Raw genomic sequence first — 14596 nt, forward strand, 5'->3', positions numbered from 1 at the left:
CTATCGAGCATCAGGTTGGAGGACGGGTGACCGTAGCAACCGCCGGGGAGTTCGGGCTCATCTCGCGGGTGACGGCTCGGCTCGGGGCGGCGTCGCCCTTGGTACTGCTCGGACCCGGGGACGATGCGGCGATCGTCGCGACCCCGGACGCACGCGTCGTGGCGAGCACCGACGTGCTCGTCGACGGGCGCCACTTCCGCCGCGACTGGTCCAGCGCGCGCGACGTCGGCCACCGCGCGGCCGCGGCCAACCTCGCCGACATCGCGGCCATGGGCGCCCGCCCCACGGCGCTGCTGGTGGCTCTGTGCGCCCCGGCGGACCTCCAGATCACCTGGGCCGAGGAGCTCGCCGACGGGCTGGCCGCGGAGGCGGCGAAGACCGGCGCGACGGTCGTGGGCGGGGACACGTCGTCGAGCCCGACGCTGACCATCGCGGTGACCGCGCTCGGCGACCTCGAGGGGCGGGCACCGCTGGTGCGCTCGGGCGCGCGTCCGGGCGACGTCGTGGCCGTGGCGGGGCGGATCGGCCACGCCGCGGCGGGGTACACCATCCTCTCCCGCGGCTTCCGCTCGCCGAAGCTGCTCGTCGACGCGCACCGGCGGCCGGACGTCCCGTACCACCTGGGGCCCGTCGCCGCGCGGATGGGCGCTACGTCCATGATCGACATCTCGGACGGCCTGCTGGCCGATCTCGGGCACATCGCGGCGGCCAGCGGGGTCGGCATCGATCTGCGCCGGGACGCGTTCACCGTTCCCGAGGCCATGCACGCCGCCGCGACCGCGCTCGGCGTGGACCCTTCCGGCTGGCTGCTCGCCGGCGGCGACGACCACGCGCTGGCCGCCACCTTCCCGCCCGACGTGGAGCTGGGCGCCGAGTGGCTCGTCGTCGGCTCCGTGATGGCTGCGAGCCTGTTCACGACGGGTGACGGGGTGACCGTGGACGGTCGCCGGTACACGGGTGGCGCCCCGGGATGGGACCACTTCCGGTAAGGGCCGGTACCCTCTACGCTCGTGACCGAGATCGACATCCGGCTGACCCGCTACGGCTCGCGGGTCGCCTCCGAGCTCACCGCGTCCGCGCTCGCCGACCTGAGCGAGCGGTACGGCGGCGAGGGCGATTCCACCCCGATCGAACCCGGCGAGTTCGATCCGCCCGCGGGGGCGTTCCTCGTCGCGTACGTGGACCATGCGCCGGCCGGGTGCGTCGGCTTCCGCACGTTCGTCGAGGACGAGACGACGGCCGAGCTCAAGCGGATGTACGTCGCGCCGCAGTACCGCGGCGTCGGTGTGGCCAAGGCGCTGCTCCAGGCCGTGGAGGACGCGGCGCGCGCGGCCGGGCGGAAGCGGATCTGGCTCGAGACGGGCACGGCGCAGCCGGAGGCGATCGGGCTGTACGAGCGGAGCGGGTACGCCCGGATCGAGGACTTCGGCCATTACAAGGGCTACCCCGACGTGCGCTCGTTCGGCCGCGACCTCTGACCACCCTCCGGGCACGACAAAAGGCCCCGTGACGCCGTCACGGGGCCTCTATGTTGCCTGGGTCAGCCCCGGACGACCTTGCCGGCCTTGAGGCAGGAGGTGCAGACCTGCACCTTCCGCGTGGTGCCGCCACCGGCCGGGGTGCGCACCGTCTGAATGTTGGGGTTCCAACGGCGGTTGGTCCGCCGGTGCGAGTGGGACACGTTGTGGCCGAAGCCCGGTCCCTTGCCGCAGACGTCGCACACGCTAGCCACGGGGATCTCCTGGGTTGATTGCAGTCCTGAGCCGGAACGAAGTTCCGGAAACGTTGCCAGCCGGGTGAACGGCGGGCAACCCAGCAAGGTTACCTGATCCGCCCCCGCGACACCCAATCGGCCCTGCCGGCGCCCGCGCCGGTGGGGAATGACCGTCTTCACCGTTAGGCTCTGCCGCGTGCCAGACAGTGTGGACGCCGCTGCCGTCCGCCGGTGGTGTGCCGCCGGCTTGGCCGCGCTGCGGCGCCACCAGGCCGAGATCGACGCGCTCAACGTGTACCCGGTGCCGGACGGCGACACCGGCACGAACCTGGTGCTGACGATGTCCTCGGCCGTCGAGGCGGCCACAGGCGCGACGGCCGCCGAGGTCGTGCGCGGCGCCGCCCGGGGCGCGCTGCTCGGCGCGCGCGGCAACTCCGGAATCATCCTGGCCCAGCTGTTCAAGGGGCTCGCGGCCGGGCTGGAGCGCGCGGGCGCGCAGCCGGTCACCGGCGACGTGCTCGCCGGGGCGCTGGACCACGCGGCGCACGGGGCCTACGACGCGGTCGCGGAGCCCGTCGAGGGCACCGTCCTGACCGTCGGCGTCGCCGCCGCGAAGGCCGCCGTGGACGCCGCGGCGCGCGGGGGCGTGGTCGCCGTCGCCCGGGCGGCCTCGCAGGGGGCGCGGGAGGCCCTCGCGCGGACGCCCGAGCAGTTGCCGGCGCTGGCCCGGGCCGGGGTCGTCGACGCGGGCGGGCGCGGCCTGGTGGTCCTGCTCGACGCGCTGGTCGCGACCCTGACCGGCGACGAGCCGCCCGACGATCCAATTGCGGCGGCGGTGGTACCCGCTGGAGCGCGCCCGGGCGCGACCGTCGAACGGGAGACCGGGTCGGCCGAGTTCGCTTACGAGGTGCAATACCTGCTCGAGGCGCGCGCGGACGCGGTCGAGACGCTGCGCGGCGCCCTCGCGGGGCTCGGCGACTCGCTCGTGATCGTCGGCGACGAGCCGACCTGGCACGTCCACGTGCACGTCAACGACGTCGGGGCGGCGATCGAGGCCGGCGTCGAGGCGGGGCGCCCGAGCCGGATCACGGTGACCCGCTTCGAGGATCAGATCGCCGGGCGGTCTGCCCGCGCCGAGGCTGCGGCCGCGCCGCAGGAACGGGCGGTCGTGGTCGTGTGCAGCGGGCCGGGGCTCGCGGACCTGCTCGAGTCCGAGGGGGCGACGGTACTGACGGGCAACCCCTCCACGCGCCAGCTCGTGGACGCGATCGTGCGCACGGGCGCGGAGCACGTCGTCGTGCTGCCCAACGACGCGAACGTGCTGGCCGTCGCCGCCGCCGCGGCCGGCGAGGCGCGCGCCGCGGGCGTCCGCGCGGGCGTGGTGCCCACCCGCTCCCCGGTGCAGGCGCTCGCGGCGATGGCCGTGCGCGACCCCGCGCGCCGCTTCGAGGACGACGTGATCGCCATGGCCGAGGCGGCCGCGCGGTGCCGGTCCGCCGAGGTCACCATCGCCGGGCGGGAGGCGCTGACGGTCGCCGGGCGATGCCAGCCGGGCGACGTGCTGGCCATTGTCGACGGCGAAGTGAACCTCATCGGGCAGGATCTGCCACAGACCGCCTGTCTGCTGCTGGACCGGATGCTCACCGGCGGCGGCGAGCTGGTGACGCTGATCGCCGGCCGCGACGCGCCCGAGGGGCTCGGCGCGGCCCTGCGCGCCCACGTGGAGGGCTCGTGGCCGTTCGTGGAGGTCCAGTGCTACGAAGGGGGACAGCCGCACTACCCACTCCTGGTGGGCGTCGAGTAGAGGAAGCCTGGAGTTGGCCGACATCGACCTGACCACGCCGCTGTCCAAGGTGCTCGGGGGCAACGGCGCGAAGCTGCTCGCCGAGCACCTCGACCTGCACACGGTCGGCGACCTGGTGTACCACTTTCCGCGCCGGTACGAGGAGCGCGGCGAGCACACCGACATCCGGGCGCTGGAGATCGACACCGACGTCACCGTGTTCGGGCAGGTCAAACGCGTGAACGCCCGGCAGTTCGTGCAGCAGCGCGGCAACACCCGGGGCAAGCGGGGCTCGCTCGTCGAGGCGGTCATCGGCGACGACAGCGGCGGCGAGATCAGCGTCACGTTCTTCAACCAGCCGTGGCGGGAGAACCAGCTGCGCCCGGGCCGCTGGGGGCTCTTCTCCGGCAAGGTGGGCCGTTTCAACCAGAAGCTGCAGCTCAACCAGCCCGACTACGTCCTGCTCGACGCCGGCGAGGGCGAGGAGGCGGTCGAGGAGTTCGCCGGAGCGATCATCCCGGTGTACCCGGCGACCGCACGCGTGCCCACGTGGCGCATCGCATCGGCCGTGCGCACCGTGCTGGACGTGCTGCCGCCGACGCCCGACCCCGTGCCGTCCACGACGCGCGCGACGCGGCGGCTGAGCTCGCTGGACAAGGCACTGCGCGAGATCCACCGGCCGGAGTCGCAGCAGTCGCTCGCCATCGCGCGGAGGCGCCTGAAGTGGGATGAGGCGTTCGCGCTCCAGCTGACCCTGGTCCAGCGCAAGAAGCGCGCCGAGGACTGGCCGGCGGTCCCGCGCCCGCGCCGCGCGGACGGGCTGCTCGCCGCCTTCGACGCCGGGCTGCCCTACGAGCTGACCCGCGGCCAGCGCGACGTCGGCGAGGAGATCGCGGCTGACCTGGAGCGCGCCCACCCCATGCACCGCCTGCTGCAGGGCGAGGTCGGCTCCGGCAAGACGCTGTGCGCCCTGCGCGCCATGCTCCAGGTCGTCGACGCCGGCGGCCAGGCGGCGATGCTGGCCCCGACCGAGGTGCTGGCCGCCCAGCACCACCGCAACGTCACGGACCTGCTCGGCGCCATGGCGCGGGCCGGCGAGCTCGACGCCGCGCCGGAGGCGACCCGGGTCACCCTGCTCACCGGGTCTCTGGGCGCGGCCGCGCGACGGAAGGTTCTGGAAGACCTCCGCGGCGGTACCGCGGGCATCGTCGTCGGCACCCACGCGCTGCTCTACGACGGCGTCGACTTCGCCGACCTCGGCCTCGTCGTCGTCGACGAGCAGCACCGCTTCGGCGTCGAGCAGCGCGACGCCCTGCGCGCCAAGGCCGACCAGCCGCCGCACGTGCTCGTCATGACGGCGACCCCGATCCCGCGCACGGTCGCGATGACCGTCTTCGGTGACCTGGAGACCTCGGTACTGAGCCAGCTGCCGCGCGGACGCTCGCCGATCGCCTCGCACGTCGTACCCGTCACCGAGAAGCCCGCGTTCCTGGACCGCGGCTGGCGGCGGCTGCGCGAGGAGGTGGCGAAGGGGCACCAGGCGTACATCGTGTGCCCGCGCATCGGCGACGCCGCCAAGTCCGACGGCGAGGACGTGCCGCCCGCCGGGGACGACGGGCGCCGGCCCCCCGTCGCGGTGCTGGACGTCGCGCCGCAGCTGGAGGAGGGGCCGCTGCACGGCCTGCGCATCGGAATCCTGCACGGGCGCCTGCCGGCCGAGGAGAAGGACACCGTCATGCGTACCTTCTCCGAGGGCCGCCTCGACGTCCTCGTCGCCACCACCGTCATCGAGGTCGGCGTGGACGTGCCGAACTCGACGATGATGATGATTCTCGACGCCGACCGCTTCGGCGTCTCCCAGCTGCACCAGCTGCGCGGACGCGTCGGCCGGGGCAGCGCGCCCGGCCTGTGCCTCCTGGTCACCGAGTCCGGGGAGGGCACGCCCGCGCGGGCGCGCCTGGACGCGGTCGCCTCCAGCACGGACGGCTTCAAGCTCGCCGAGCTCGACCTGGAGCAGCGCCGCGAGGGCGACGTGCTCGGGGCCTCGCAGTCGGGGCATCGCTCGCACCTGCGCCTGCTCTCGCTGCTGCGCGACGCGGAGCTGATCGGGGAGGCCCGCGCGGAGGCGGCCGAGCTGATCGCGGAGGATCGGGAGCTGGAGCGGCATCCGGCCCTGGCGGCGACCATCGCGCGGCTGGTGGACGAGGAGCGGGCCGAGTACCTCGAAAAGGGGTGACGCGACTCACACCCCTCCGCCTTCGCGGCGATCACGACGCGCGGTCGCGCGGCATTGGCCTACCGAGCCGACGTCGTGGCGGCGTGGCCGTTCCAGCGCGCGGTCGCGTGGCTCTGGCCTACCGAGCCGCCGTCGTGGCGTGGTGACCGTTGCAACGTGCGGTCGCGTGGCTATGGCCTACGGGGCCGACGTTGCGGCGTCGTGGCCGTTCCAGCGCGCGGTCGCGTGGCCGCCGCGGCGTACGTTGCCTGGTGCTGCCGTGCTGGTGCCCCGGGAGCGTCGCGTGGTGTACGTCACCGCTTAATCTGGGTCGTGTGACGCGGATCGTGGCCGGGGTGCTCGGTGGGCGCCGGCTGACGGTGCCGGCCGGGCAGGGCACGCGTCCCACGTCGGACCGGGTGCGCGAGGCGCTGTTCAGCAGCCTCGACAACCTGGTCGACCTCGACGGGGCGCGCTTTGCCGATCTCTACGCGGGCTCGGGCGCGGTCGGACTGGAAGCCTGTTCGCGCGGGGCCGTCCACGTGCTGCTCGCCGAGGCCGACGCCAAGGCGGCCCGCATCATCCGCGGCAACATCGCGGCGCTCGGGGTGGCGGGGCGCGTACGCCTGGTGACGGACAAGGTCGAGCGCCTGCTCGCTGGGGATTCGGACGGGGCCTACGACGCGGTGTTCATCGACCCGCCGTACGCGGTGGCCGACGATCGCGTCCGCGCGGTGCTCGAGGCGCTCGCGGAGCGCTGGCTCGCCCCGGACGCGGTCGTGGTGGTCGAGCGGTCCAGCCGTGGAGCGCCGATGGCGTGGCCCGATGGGCTACGCGCGGTCGCGGAGCGGCGGTACGGAGAGACGACGCTGTGGTACGCCCAGCGTGATCCGGACTACTCGGGCGCGAGGTAGCCAGGCAGGGGTCGGTGGCTGCGCGCGGGCGCGGCGGGCGCACCCCAGGGCCGCGCCGGTGCGATCAGAACGAAGTCGGCGCAACCGCTCCAGGCGCGAGGAGTCCGTGCGCGGGCGGCCATGATCAGGAAGCCGTGATCAGGCGATCGACGTGGCGAAGCGATGTCTCCGTGGTCTGGCCTCGCGCGGGCGCGGTGGGACCGCTCGGCGATTGGCTGAGTCAAGGCGATCGCGGCGGACGAGCCGAGCGAACGCGCGGGCGGGAGTTGATCGCTGATGGCCTGGTCGGGCGGGGTGCGCTGGGTGGGGCGACCGGGCGGCACTGTGGTGCGGCCGACGCGAGCAGGATGGCTCGCGCACGAGTTAAGCGAACCTTTGGTACGGTCCCCGCTCATGAGGCTTGGGCTGGTGCAATGAGGCGCGCGGTCTGTCCGGGTTCGTTCGATCCGGTCACCAACGGGCACCTGGACATCGTGGGTCGGGCATCGCAGATGTTCGATGAGGTTGTCGTTGCGGTACTGATCAATCAGAGCAAGGCAGGGCTGTTCACGGTCGACGAGCGGCTGGAGATGCTCGCCGCGGTGTCCGCGCCGTACGCCAACGTCCGGGTCGACGCCTTTCAGGGGCTGCTGGTCGACTTCTGCCACTCCAACGACATCGGCGCGATCGTCAAGGGCGTGCGCGTGGCCGGCGACTTCGACTACGAGCTGCAGATGGCGCAGATGAACTACGGCCTCGGCGGCATCGAGACGCTGTTCATGCCGACCAACCCGAAGTACTCCTTCGTCTCGTCGAGCCTCATCAAAGAGGTCGCCAAGTGGGGCGGCGACGTTTCGCCACATGTACCCGATCTCGTGGCGAATCGCCTGCGTGAACGGTTCGCCTCGGCGCGAAAGTAAGTGCAACACCCGAGTGGCGATGGAGCGGCTTCGGCGTCCGGGCCGCATGATGGTTACGTCGTTCGACGTTGGAACAGGAGTGACCGCAGGTGGATCCGCTCGAGAGCATCGACCAGATCATTGCGCTGGTCGAGGGTGCACGGTCGGCGCCGATGTCGCGGAGCAACTTCGTGTTCGACCGCGCCGACATGATCAATCTGCTCGACCAGCTGCGTGCCGACCTGCCCGGTGAGCTGCGGCGCGCCAGCGCCCTGCTCGACGAGCGGGACAAGATCGTCGACGCGGGACGGCGCGAGGCGGAGCGGATCATCGCCGAGGCCGAGGCCGAGCACACGCGCCTCGTGTCGATCAACGAGATCGTCGTGTCGGCCGAGCATGAGGCGTCGCGGATGATCAACGAGGCCCGCGCGGAGACGCAGCGGCTGCGCGACGAGGTCGACGACTACGTCGATACGGCGCTGGCCAACTTCGAGCAGTTCCTCACCCGGTCGCTGGCCTCGATCGAGCGCGGGCGTGACAAGATGCACGCGCTTCGGGAGATCGGTTCGTTCACCCCGTCCGGTGAGGACGACCGGCCGCTGCCGTTCTGACGGGCGCGGTACTGTTAGAGCCGATTCGACGGAAGATCTGCCGCTCGGGTACCCTAGTCCGTCGGCCCTGCCTGGCCGGAGTCTGAAAGATGCCACATCAACCACAGCACCCGCACCTGAATCCCCGGTCGCCGCTGGTCCTCGAGACGAGAGACCTCCCACGCCGACCGGGTGCTCTGCATGCGGTACAGCGGAAGGTGCCGGCGCCCAAAGACCTCGGCCTGGAGCTGATCGGCGTGCCCCATGGCGCCGAACTTGATCTCCAGCTGCGGATGGAGTCGGTGTCCGAAGGCGTACTCGTCTCCGGCATCGTCACCGCCCCGCTGGCGGGCGAGTGCGGGCGTTGCCTACGCCCGATCAGTGACACGATGGACGTCCCGCTCCAAGAGTTCTATGCCTACGAGCACAGCACCACGGACGAGACGACCGACGAGGACGAAGTCGGACGGCTGCAGGGCGACCTGATCGACCTGGAGCCGGCACTGCGGGACTCGGTGGTGCTCTCAATGGCCGCCAACCCCGTGTGCCGCGAAGACTGCCCAGGTCTGTGCCCCGAGTGCGGGGTACCGATCGACGAACTGCCCGCGGGTCACACCCACGAGCAGGTCGACCCGCGCTGGGCCGCCCTGTCCCAGATCAAGACGTCAGAGGAGTAAGGTCCCGTGGCCGTTCCAAAGCGGAAGATGTCGCGCAGCAACACCCGGTCGCGCCGGAGCCAGTGGAAAGCCGTCGCGGTTTCCACCCAGCCGTGCCCGCAGTGCCGCTCGCCCAAGCTGCCTCACGCGGCGTGCTCGGTCTGCGGCACGTACAACGGCCGTCAGGTCATCGAGGTCTGATTACCGGATCCGGGTGACGCGATCCGACCGATCGCCGCACGGCGGGCAGCCCCCGTCCGGTGTCGCGCGGATCGCCGTCGACCTCCTCGGCGGGGACGGGGCTCCCGCCGTCGTGGTTGACGGCGCTCTGCGCGCATGCAGCGCCGATCCAGACCTCCACCTTCTCCTTGTCGGACCACAAGAAGTGGCCGACGAGGTCATTGGCGCGCTCCCGGTCACTGACCGCGAGCGCGTCAGTGTCATCGTCGTCGACGCCGCCATCGGCATGGCCGAATCCCCGCTGCGCAACATCCGGCGCTCCACGTCGGTACGCGCGGCCGCGGAGGCGGTCTACACCGGCCGCGCGGACGCGATGGTCTCCGCGGGCTCCAGCGGCGCCGCCGTCGCCGCGTCCGCGCATGTGCTCGGCCGCCTGCGTGGCGTGCGCCGGCCCGGGCTCGCCGCCCAGTTGCCCACCGAGCACGGGCCCGTGCTCCTGCTGGACGTCGGGGTGACCCTCGACGCGACGATGCTGGAGCTCGTCCAGCACGCCGTCCTCGGCACCGCGTACGCCTCCGTCGCCCTGGGCATCGCGCGCCCGCGCGTCGGGCTGCTGTCCATCGGCAGTGAGCCGGGCAAGGGCGACCGCCTGCGCCGGGCGGTATCGATCGCGCTGTCGGACATTCCGCTGCCCGCAGGCGGGCGCTACGTGGGCCTCGTTGAAGGTTTCGATGTACCGCGCGGGGGCCCCGCCGACGTCATCGTGACCGACGGCTTCACCGGAAACGTCCTGCTCAAGGGCATCGAGGGGGCGATGGCCGCGGCTCGCGTGGCCTTCGCCGCGCCGGAACCTGCCCCGTACGCGCCCGCGCAGCGCTCGGACGCGCCCGCGCCCGATTCCACCGACGCATCCGCGTTCGATCCCCGCCGAGACCGCGACGCGTTCGCGCGACGTGGCGGCGGGGCGGACATGGGCCACGACGCCTCCGCGCCCACGAGCACGTCCGGGGGCGGGGGAGCCGCACCTGAGGCGGCGCGCGGGAGCGGGAAAGCTGCACTTGAGGGCAGGTCCGGGGGCGGGGGAGCCGTACCCGATGCCAGGCCCGGGGGCGGGAGAGCCGCGCCCGTGGGCACGTTCGCGGCCGGAGCGGTCGCACCCGAGGACGTGCGCGGGGGCGGGGGAGCCGCGCCTGCGGGCACGCGCGGGGGCGCAGAAGCCGCGCCTGAGGACGCGCGCGGGGGAGCCGCGCCTGAGGGCACGCGCGGGGGCGCAGAAGCCGCGCCTGAGGACGCGCGCGGGGGAGCCGCGCCTGAGGGCACGCGCGGGAGCGCAGAAGCCGCGCCTGAGGGCACGCGCGGGAGCGCAGAAGCCGCGCCTGAGGACGCGCGCGGGGGCGGGGGAGCCGGACCTGAGGGCACGTCCGGGGGCGGGGGAGCCGCACCCCGGGGCGCGGTCGCGCGGCATGAGGCCGCGGCCGTGCTCCTCGGCGTGGCCGGCGACGTCGTCGTCTGCCACGGCTCGGCCGGCGGCGCGGAGATCGCCGACGGTATCGCCCTCGCCGCACGTCTACACCGCTACCGCATCACCCCTGCGGTCGCGGGACTTGCCGATGATCTGCTGACCGAACTCTCCTCGGCCGGCGGGCTCACCATCCGTGACGCACTGGGAGAGCGCTCGTGAAGAACCAGAACAGCCTCGAGGCCGCCTTCGGTGTCGGGTTCGACCCGGACATGCTCAAGCGGGCGCTGACGCACCGCTCGTACGCGTACGAGAACGGCGGCCTGCCCACCAACGAGCGGCTCGAGTTCCTCGGCGACGCCGTGCTCGGGGTGGTCATCACGACCGCCCTGTTCCAGAATCACCCGACGCTCGCCGAGGGCCAGCTCGCGAAGCTGCGCGCCAGCGTCGTGAACATGCGCGCCCTCGCGGAGGTCGCGCGGCGGCTCGGGCCCGGAGGTATCGGGCCGTTCCTGCTGCTCGGCCGCGGCGAGGAGGCGACGGGCGGCCGCGACAAGGCCAGCATCCTCGCGGACACGCTGGAGGCGCTGATCGGCGCCATCTACCTGCAGCACGGCCTGGACATGACCGCGCAGGTGATCCACAAGCTGTTCGACGGGCTGATGGCCGAGGCGGCGATGCGCGGGGCCGGCCTGGACTGGAAGACCAGCCTGCAGGAGCTGACCGCCGGGCGTGGGCTGGGGGTGCCCGAGTACCGCATCGACGAGGAGGGGCCCGACCACGCCAAGCGGTTCACCGCCTGGGTGATCGTCGCGGGAAAGCGCTACGGCGGCTCGCAGGGCGGCAGCAAGAAGGAGGCCGAGCAGCGCGCGGCCGAGGCGGCCTGGCGCGAGCTGTCGGGCGTCCAGCCGGAGTCCGCGGCCTACAGCATCCTGGAGGCGGCCGAGTCCACCAAAGCCGAGTCCACCAAGACCGAGCCAGGCAGAGCCGAGCCCGGCAGAGCCGAGCCCGGCAGAGCCGAGCCCGGCAGAGCCGAGCCCGGCAGAGCCGAGCCCGGCAGAGCCGAGCCCAACAAGGCCGAGCCCGGCAAGGCCGGGGACGCCGGCAACGGCAACGGCAACGGCAAGACCGCCAAGCCACGCCCGGACGCGGGCACCGGCAAGCAGAGCACCGACCTGGGCAAGCCGGGCGCGGACGCGCCCCAGCAGGACGCGGGCCTGACCAATCAGCATCCGGACAGGCGCGACACGACCAGCAGCACCACGCACGCGGACATCACCGAGACCGACACCGCCGAGGAACCGCGCCCCGATGACGACGATGACGCCGGTCAATGAGATCACCCAGCGCGCCCGCACCACGCTCATCGCATTCCCGTTGGGCATCTATGCGCTGAGCCGCCTCGTGCAGCTGGCGCTGCTGTGGTGGATGTCGCCCGACGACAAGATCCGTGACCGCCTGCTCGCGTGGGACGGCGGGCACTTCGTGCGCGTCGCCGAGGAGGGCTATCCGTCGGGGTACACGTACGACGGCGCAGGCCACCTGACCGGCAACGGCCTGGCGTTCTTCCCCGGGTACCCGATGACGGTCCGCCTCGTGCACCTGGTCACGCGCCTGGACTACGGCACCGCCGCGATCACGGTGTCGTGGCTGGCCGGCGGGGTCGCGGCCGTGCTGCTGTGCGCGCTCGGCACGCGCCTGTACGACGAGCGGGTGGGCCTGGCCCTCACCGCGCTGTTCTGTCTGCAGCCCATGTCGATGGCGCTGTCGATGGGGTACTCCGAGGCGCTGTTCACGGCCCTGGTCGTCGCCATGCTGCTCTTCGCACACCGGGGCGACTGGATTCTTGCCGGCATCCTGGGGCTCGCCGCCGGCTTGAGCCGGCCCACGGGCGCGGCCGCGGCGATCGCCCTGGCCGTAGCCGCGGCAATGGCGATCGTCAAAGAGCGTCGCGCGGCGGCCGCCGAAGAGCGTGGCGTCGCGGCGGTCGATGAGCGTGGCGCGGCGGCCGTCGAAGAACGCCGCACCGCGGCCGGCAAAGAGCGCCGCGCGGGGGCCGTTGAGGATCGCCCCACGGCGACGGGCGACGCGGCGGAGCCGAGAGGCACAGGAAGTACACCCGCGGGGTTCTGGAAACCGATCCTGGGCGCCGTCATCGCCCTCGCGGGCGTGCCGGCCTATCTGCTGTGGGTCGGGCTGCGTGTGGGCGATCTGGGCGCCTGGTTCGACATCCAGACGGCCGGCTGGGGCACGACGTTCGACTACGGCTCCTCGACCCTGACCTTCCTGCGCGACGCGTTCAAGGCCGGCGACGGCTGGATCCAGGTCAGCATCGCGTGGATGCTCATCGGCGTCGTGATCCTGGCCGTCGTCGCGCTGGTGCGACGGGTGTGGCCGCCGCTGGCCGTGTACGGCGTGCTGGTCCTGGTCCTGGTGCTCGGCCAGGCCGGGTACTACCACTCCAAGCCGCGCCTGCTCGTGCCCGCACTGCTGATCCTGGTGCCGCCCGCCATCGCGCTCGGACGCGCGCGGCCGCGCACCGCGGCGCTAGTCTTGGCGGCCTGCGGTGCGTTCGGGCTGTGGTACGGCTCCTACCTGATCACCGTCTGGCACTACGCGATCTAGAGGGATTCCATGCCTGAGCTGCCCGAGGTCGAGACCGTCCGCCGTGGCCTCGACAAGTGGGTGTCCGGCCGGCGCATCGCCACGGTCGAGGTGCTGCACCCGCGCGCGATCCGCCGCCACCTGCCCGGCGCCGAGCATTTCGCGGGCGTCCTCGCGGGCCGGCGCGTGGGCGCGGTGATGCGCCGCGGCAAGTACCTCTGGATGCCCCTGGACGACGAGGACGCCCTGGTCGGCCACCTCGGCATGTCCGGGCAGCTGCTCATGCAGCCCGTCGACGCCGCGGCGGAGATCCACCTGCGGGTGCGGGTCGCCTTCGACGACGACGGGCCGGAGCTGCGCTTCGTCGACCAGCGCACGTTCGGCGGCCTGAACGTCTCGCTGGGCGGCGCCGTGCTCCCGGGCGAGCTGGCGCACATCGCGCTCGACCCGGTCGACCCGCTCTTCGTCGACGACCTGTTCGTGGAGCGGCTGCGCAAGCGGCACACCGAGGTCAAACGCGCGCTGCTGGACCAGACGCTCATCTCCGGCGTGGGCAACATCTACGCGGACGAGGCGCTGTGGCGGGCCCGGCTGCACGGCGCGCGCGACACGTCGCAGCTGTCGCGCCCCGTCGCCCGCCGCCTCCTCGGCCACGTCCGCGACGTGCTCAACGAGGCCATCGGGCAGGGCGGGACGAGTTTCGACTCGCTGTACGTCAACGTCAACGGCGAGAGCGGGTACTTCGAGCGCTCCCTGAACGCCTACGGCCGCGAGGGCCTGCCCTGCAACCGGTGCGGCAGCCCGATCCGCCGGGAGGCGTTCATGAACCGGTCCTCGTACTCCTGCCCGCGCTGCCAGCCGCGGCCCCGTCTCGCGCCACGCTGAGCGCGCGGTAGGGGCGCGGGCGCCGCGGGGCCGGGGTCGGCCGGTCGCGCTCGGCCCCGAGCTCGGCCAGGCCGGGCACGAGGCCGCACCAGGCGGGCAGGTCCGCGTACGGGTCGGGCGCCCCCAGGTCGGTGACGAGCCCGAAGCCGGCTCCGCGGCTGACCTGCAGGTGAGCGGCCTCGTCGAGCTCCCAGGGCGGCACGGCGTGCACCAGGTGCCCGTCGCCCGGGCGCGCGCCCTCGCCCGACCAGCGCCGGTACTCCCGCCAGCTGCCGTCGAACACGCACACGGGCAGCCCAAGCTCGCGGTACGCCTCGTCCGGCGGCTCGCCCGGGTTCAGCACCACCTCGGGCAGGTCGGCGCGGGCGGCGGACTGCGCGACGACGGCGACCGGGCCGATCGCGTAGGGGCTCACGGGCGTGTGGTCGAGGAACACGCCGCGCACCGGGTACCCGCTCCATCGGTACACGTCCGCGCGGATCTGCGCGACCGGGCGCGTGCCGTAGTCGATGTCGACGTAGCCGAGCAGCCGGACGCCCGCCGCGGCCAGGCGGCTCATGGCCGCGGTCCACAGCGGGTCGCGGCCGCTGCCGGGCCCGCCCGCGACGTCGACGACGACGGTGAACGCCGGACCGTGGCTCGCGACGATCTCCCATGCGTGTGGCCGGGCCAGCGGATGCGCCCGCAGTGGCAGGAGCGTCGGAACCCGGTCCACGAC

The 14596-nt window shown here is 73.1% G+C and carries 14 protein-coding genes and 1 pseudogene; 13 read left to right on the forward strand and 2 right to left on the reverse strand.

Features of this window, described 5'->3' with window-relative positions:
- Window positions 1-26 precede the first annotated feature (26 nt).
- Both ACPPVO_RS07925 and ACPPVO_RS07930 read left to right on the forward strand, forming a co-directional pair.
- Window positions 27-989, forward strand: coding sequence for a thiamine-phosphate kinase (locus ACPPVO_RS07925; RefSeq protein WP_426510592.1), 963 nt, complete (start codon window positions 27-29; stop codon window positions 987-989).
- 21 nt (window positions 990-1010) lie between these two features.
- On the forward strand, window positions 1011-1478 hold the full coding sequence (locus ACPPVO_RS07930; protein WP_426510593.1) for a GNAT family N-acetyltransferase: 468 nt from the start codon (window positions 1011-1013) through the stop codon (window positions 1476-1478).
- A gap of 62 nt (window positions 1479-1540) precedes the next feature.
- On the opposite strand, the gene rpmB is transcribed toward ACPPVO_RS07930, so the two are convergent.
- Complete coding sequence (gene rpmB, locus ACPPVO_RS07935; protein ID WP_190249618.1) at window positions 1541-1732, reverse strand: 50S ribosomal protein L28; 192 nt, start codon at window positions 1730-1732, stop codon at window positions 1541-1543.
- A 178-nt stretch (window positions 1733-1910) separates the two neighbouring features.
- Between rpmB and ACPPVO_RS07940 the strand changes: the two genes are divergently transcribed.
- The 11 genes and pseudogenes from ACPPVO_RS07940 to mutM all read left to right on the forward strand — a co-directional run bounded on the left by ACPPVO_RS07940 (window position 1911) and on the right by mutM (window position 13878).
- Complete coding sequence (locus ACPPVO_RS07940) at window positions 1911-3518, forward strand: DAK2 domain-containing protein (protein ID WP_426510594.1); 1608 nt, start codon at window positions 1911-1913, stop codon at window positions 3516-3518.
- A gap of 7 nt (window positions 3519-3525) precedes the next feature.
- Complete coding sequence (gene recG, locus ACPPVO_RS07945; protein WP_426514570.1) at window positions 3526-5733, forward strand: ATP-dependent DNA helicase RecG; 2208 nt, start codon at window positions 3526-3528, stop codon at window positions 5731-5733.
- 314 nt (window positions 5734-6047) lie between these two features.
- Window positions 6048-6626 (forward strand): 16S rRNA (guanine(966)-N(2))-methyltransferase RsmD, encoded by a 579-nt coding sequence (gene rsmD / locus ACPPVO_RS07950; RefSeq protein WP_426510595.1) that lies wholly within the window; start codon window positions 6048-6050, stop codon window positions 6624-6626.
- Window positions 6627-7039: 413 nt separating this feature from the next.
- A complete protein-coding gene (gene coaD, locus ACPPVO_RS07955; protein ID WP_360370216.1) occupies window positions 7040-7525 on the forward strand; it encodes a pantetheine-phosphate adenylyltransferase in 486 nt (161 codons plus the stop codon).
- Between the two features lie 89 nt (window positions 7526-7614).
- A complete protein-coding gene (locus ACPPVO_RS07960) occupies window positions 7615-8115 on the forward strand; it encodes a hypothetical protein (protein ID WP_344611398.1) in 501 nt (166 codons plus the stop codon).
- A gap of 89 nt (window positions 8116-8204) precedes the next feature.
- Window positions 8205-8771: a YceD family protein gene (locus tag ACPPVO_RS07965; protein WP_426510596.1), complete on the forward strand. Its 567-nt coding sequence runs from the start codon at window positions 8205-8207 to the stop codon at window positions 8769-8771.
- A gap of 6 nt (window positions 8772-8777) precedes the next feature.
- The gene (gene rpmF / locus ACPPVO_RS07970) at window positions 8778-8951 is read left to right on the forward strand and encodes a 50S ribosomal protein L32 (RefSeq protein ID WP_259861936.1); all 174 of its coding nucleotides are present in this window, start codon (window positions 8778-8780) and stop codon (window positions 8949-8951) included.
- A 13-nt stretch (window positions 8952-8964) separates the two neighbouring features.
- On the forward strand, window positions 8965-10611 hold the full coding sequence (locus ACPPVO_RS07975) for a hypothetical protein (protein ID WP_426510597.1): 1647 nt from the start codon (window positions 8965-8967) through the stop codon (window positions 10609-10611).
- Window positions 10612-10661: 50 nt separating this feature from the next.
- Window positions 10662-11288, forward strand: a pseudogene (rnc, locus tag ACPPVO_RS07980) (ribonuclease III); the annotation flags it as partial.
- A 421-nt stretch (window positions 11289-11709) separates the two neighbouring features.
- On the forward strand, window positions 11710-13014 hold the full coding sequence (locus ACPPVO_RS07985) for a mannosyltransferase family protein (protein WP_426510598.1): 1305 nt from the start codon (window positions 11710-11712) through the stop codon (window positions 13012-13014).
- 9 nt (window positions 13015-13023) lie between these two features.
- The gene (mutM, locus tag ACPPVO_RS07990) at window positions 13024-13878 is read left to right on the forward strand and encodes a bifunctional DNA-formamidopyrimidine glycosylase/DNA-(apurinic or apyrimidinic site) lyase (RefSeq protein ID WP_360369475.1); all 855 of its coding nucleotides are present in this window, start codon (window positions 13024-13026) and stop codon (window positions 13876-13878) included.
- On the opposite strand, the gene ACPPVO_RS07995 is transcribed toward mutM, so the two are convergent.
- Window positions 13814-14593: a spherulation-specific family 4 protein gene (locus tag ACPPVO_RS07995; protein WP_426510599.1), complete on the reverse strand. Its 780-nt coding sequence runs from the start codon at window positions 14591-14593 to the stop codon at window positions 13814-13816. The genes mutM and ACPPVO_RS07995 overlap by 65 nt on opposite strands.
- Window positions 14594-14596: the final 3 nt, after the last annotated feature.

This window comes from Dactylosporangium sp. McL0621, assembly GCF_049995355.1.
Classification (GTDB): Bacteria; Actinomycetota; Actinomycetes; order Mycobacteriales; family Micromonosporaceae; genus Dactylosporangium.

Bases quoted from the DNA above. Each gene is read 5' to 3' on its own strand.
- mutM (WP_360369475.1), top strand. From the start codon at position 13,024: ATGCCTGAGCTGCCCGAGGTCGAGACCGTCCGCCGTGGCCTCGACAAG.
- coaD (WP_360370216.1), top strand. From the start codon at position 7,040: ATGAGGCGCGCGGTCTGTCCGGGTTCGTTCGATCCGGTCACCAACGGG.
- ACPPVO_RS07965 (WP_426510596.1), top strand. From the start codon at position 8,205: ATGCCACATCAACCACAGCACCCGCACCTGAATCCCCGGTCGCCGCTG.
- ACPPVO_RS07985 (WP_426510598.1), top strand. From the start codon at position 11,710: ATGACGCCGGTCAATGAGATCACCCAGCGCGCCCGCACCACGCTCATC.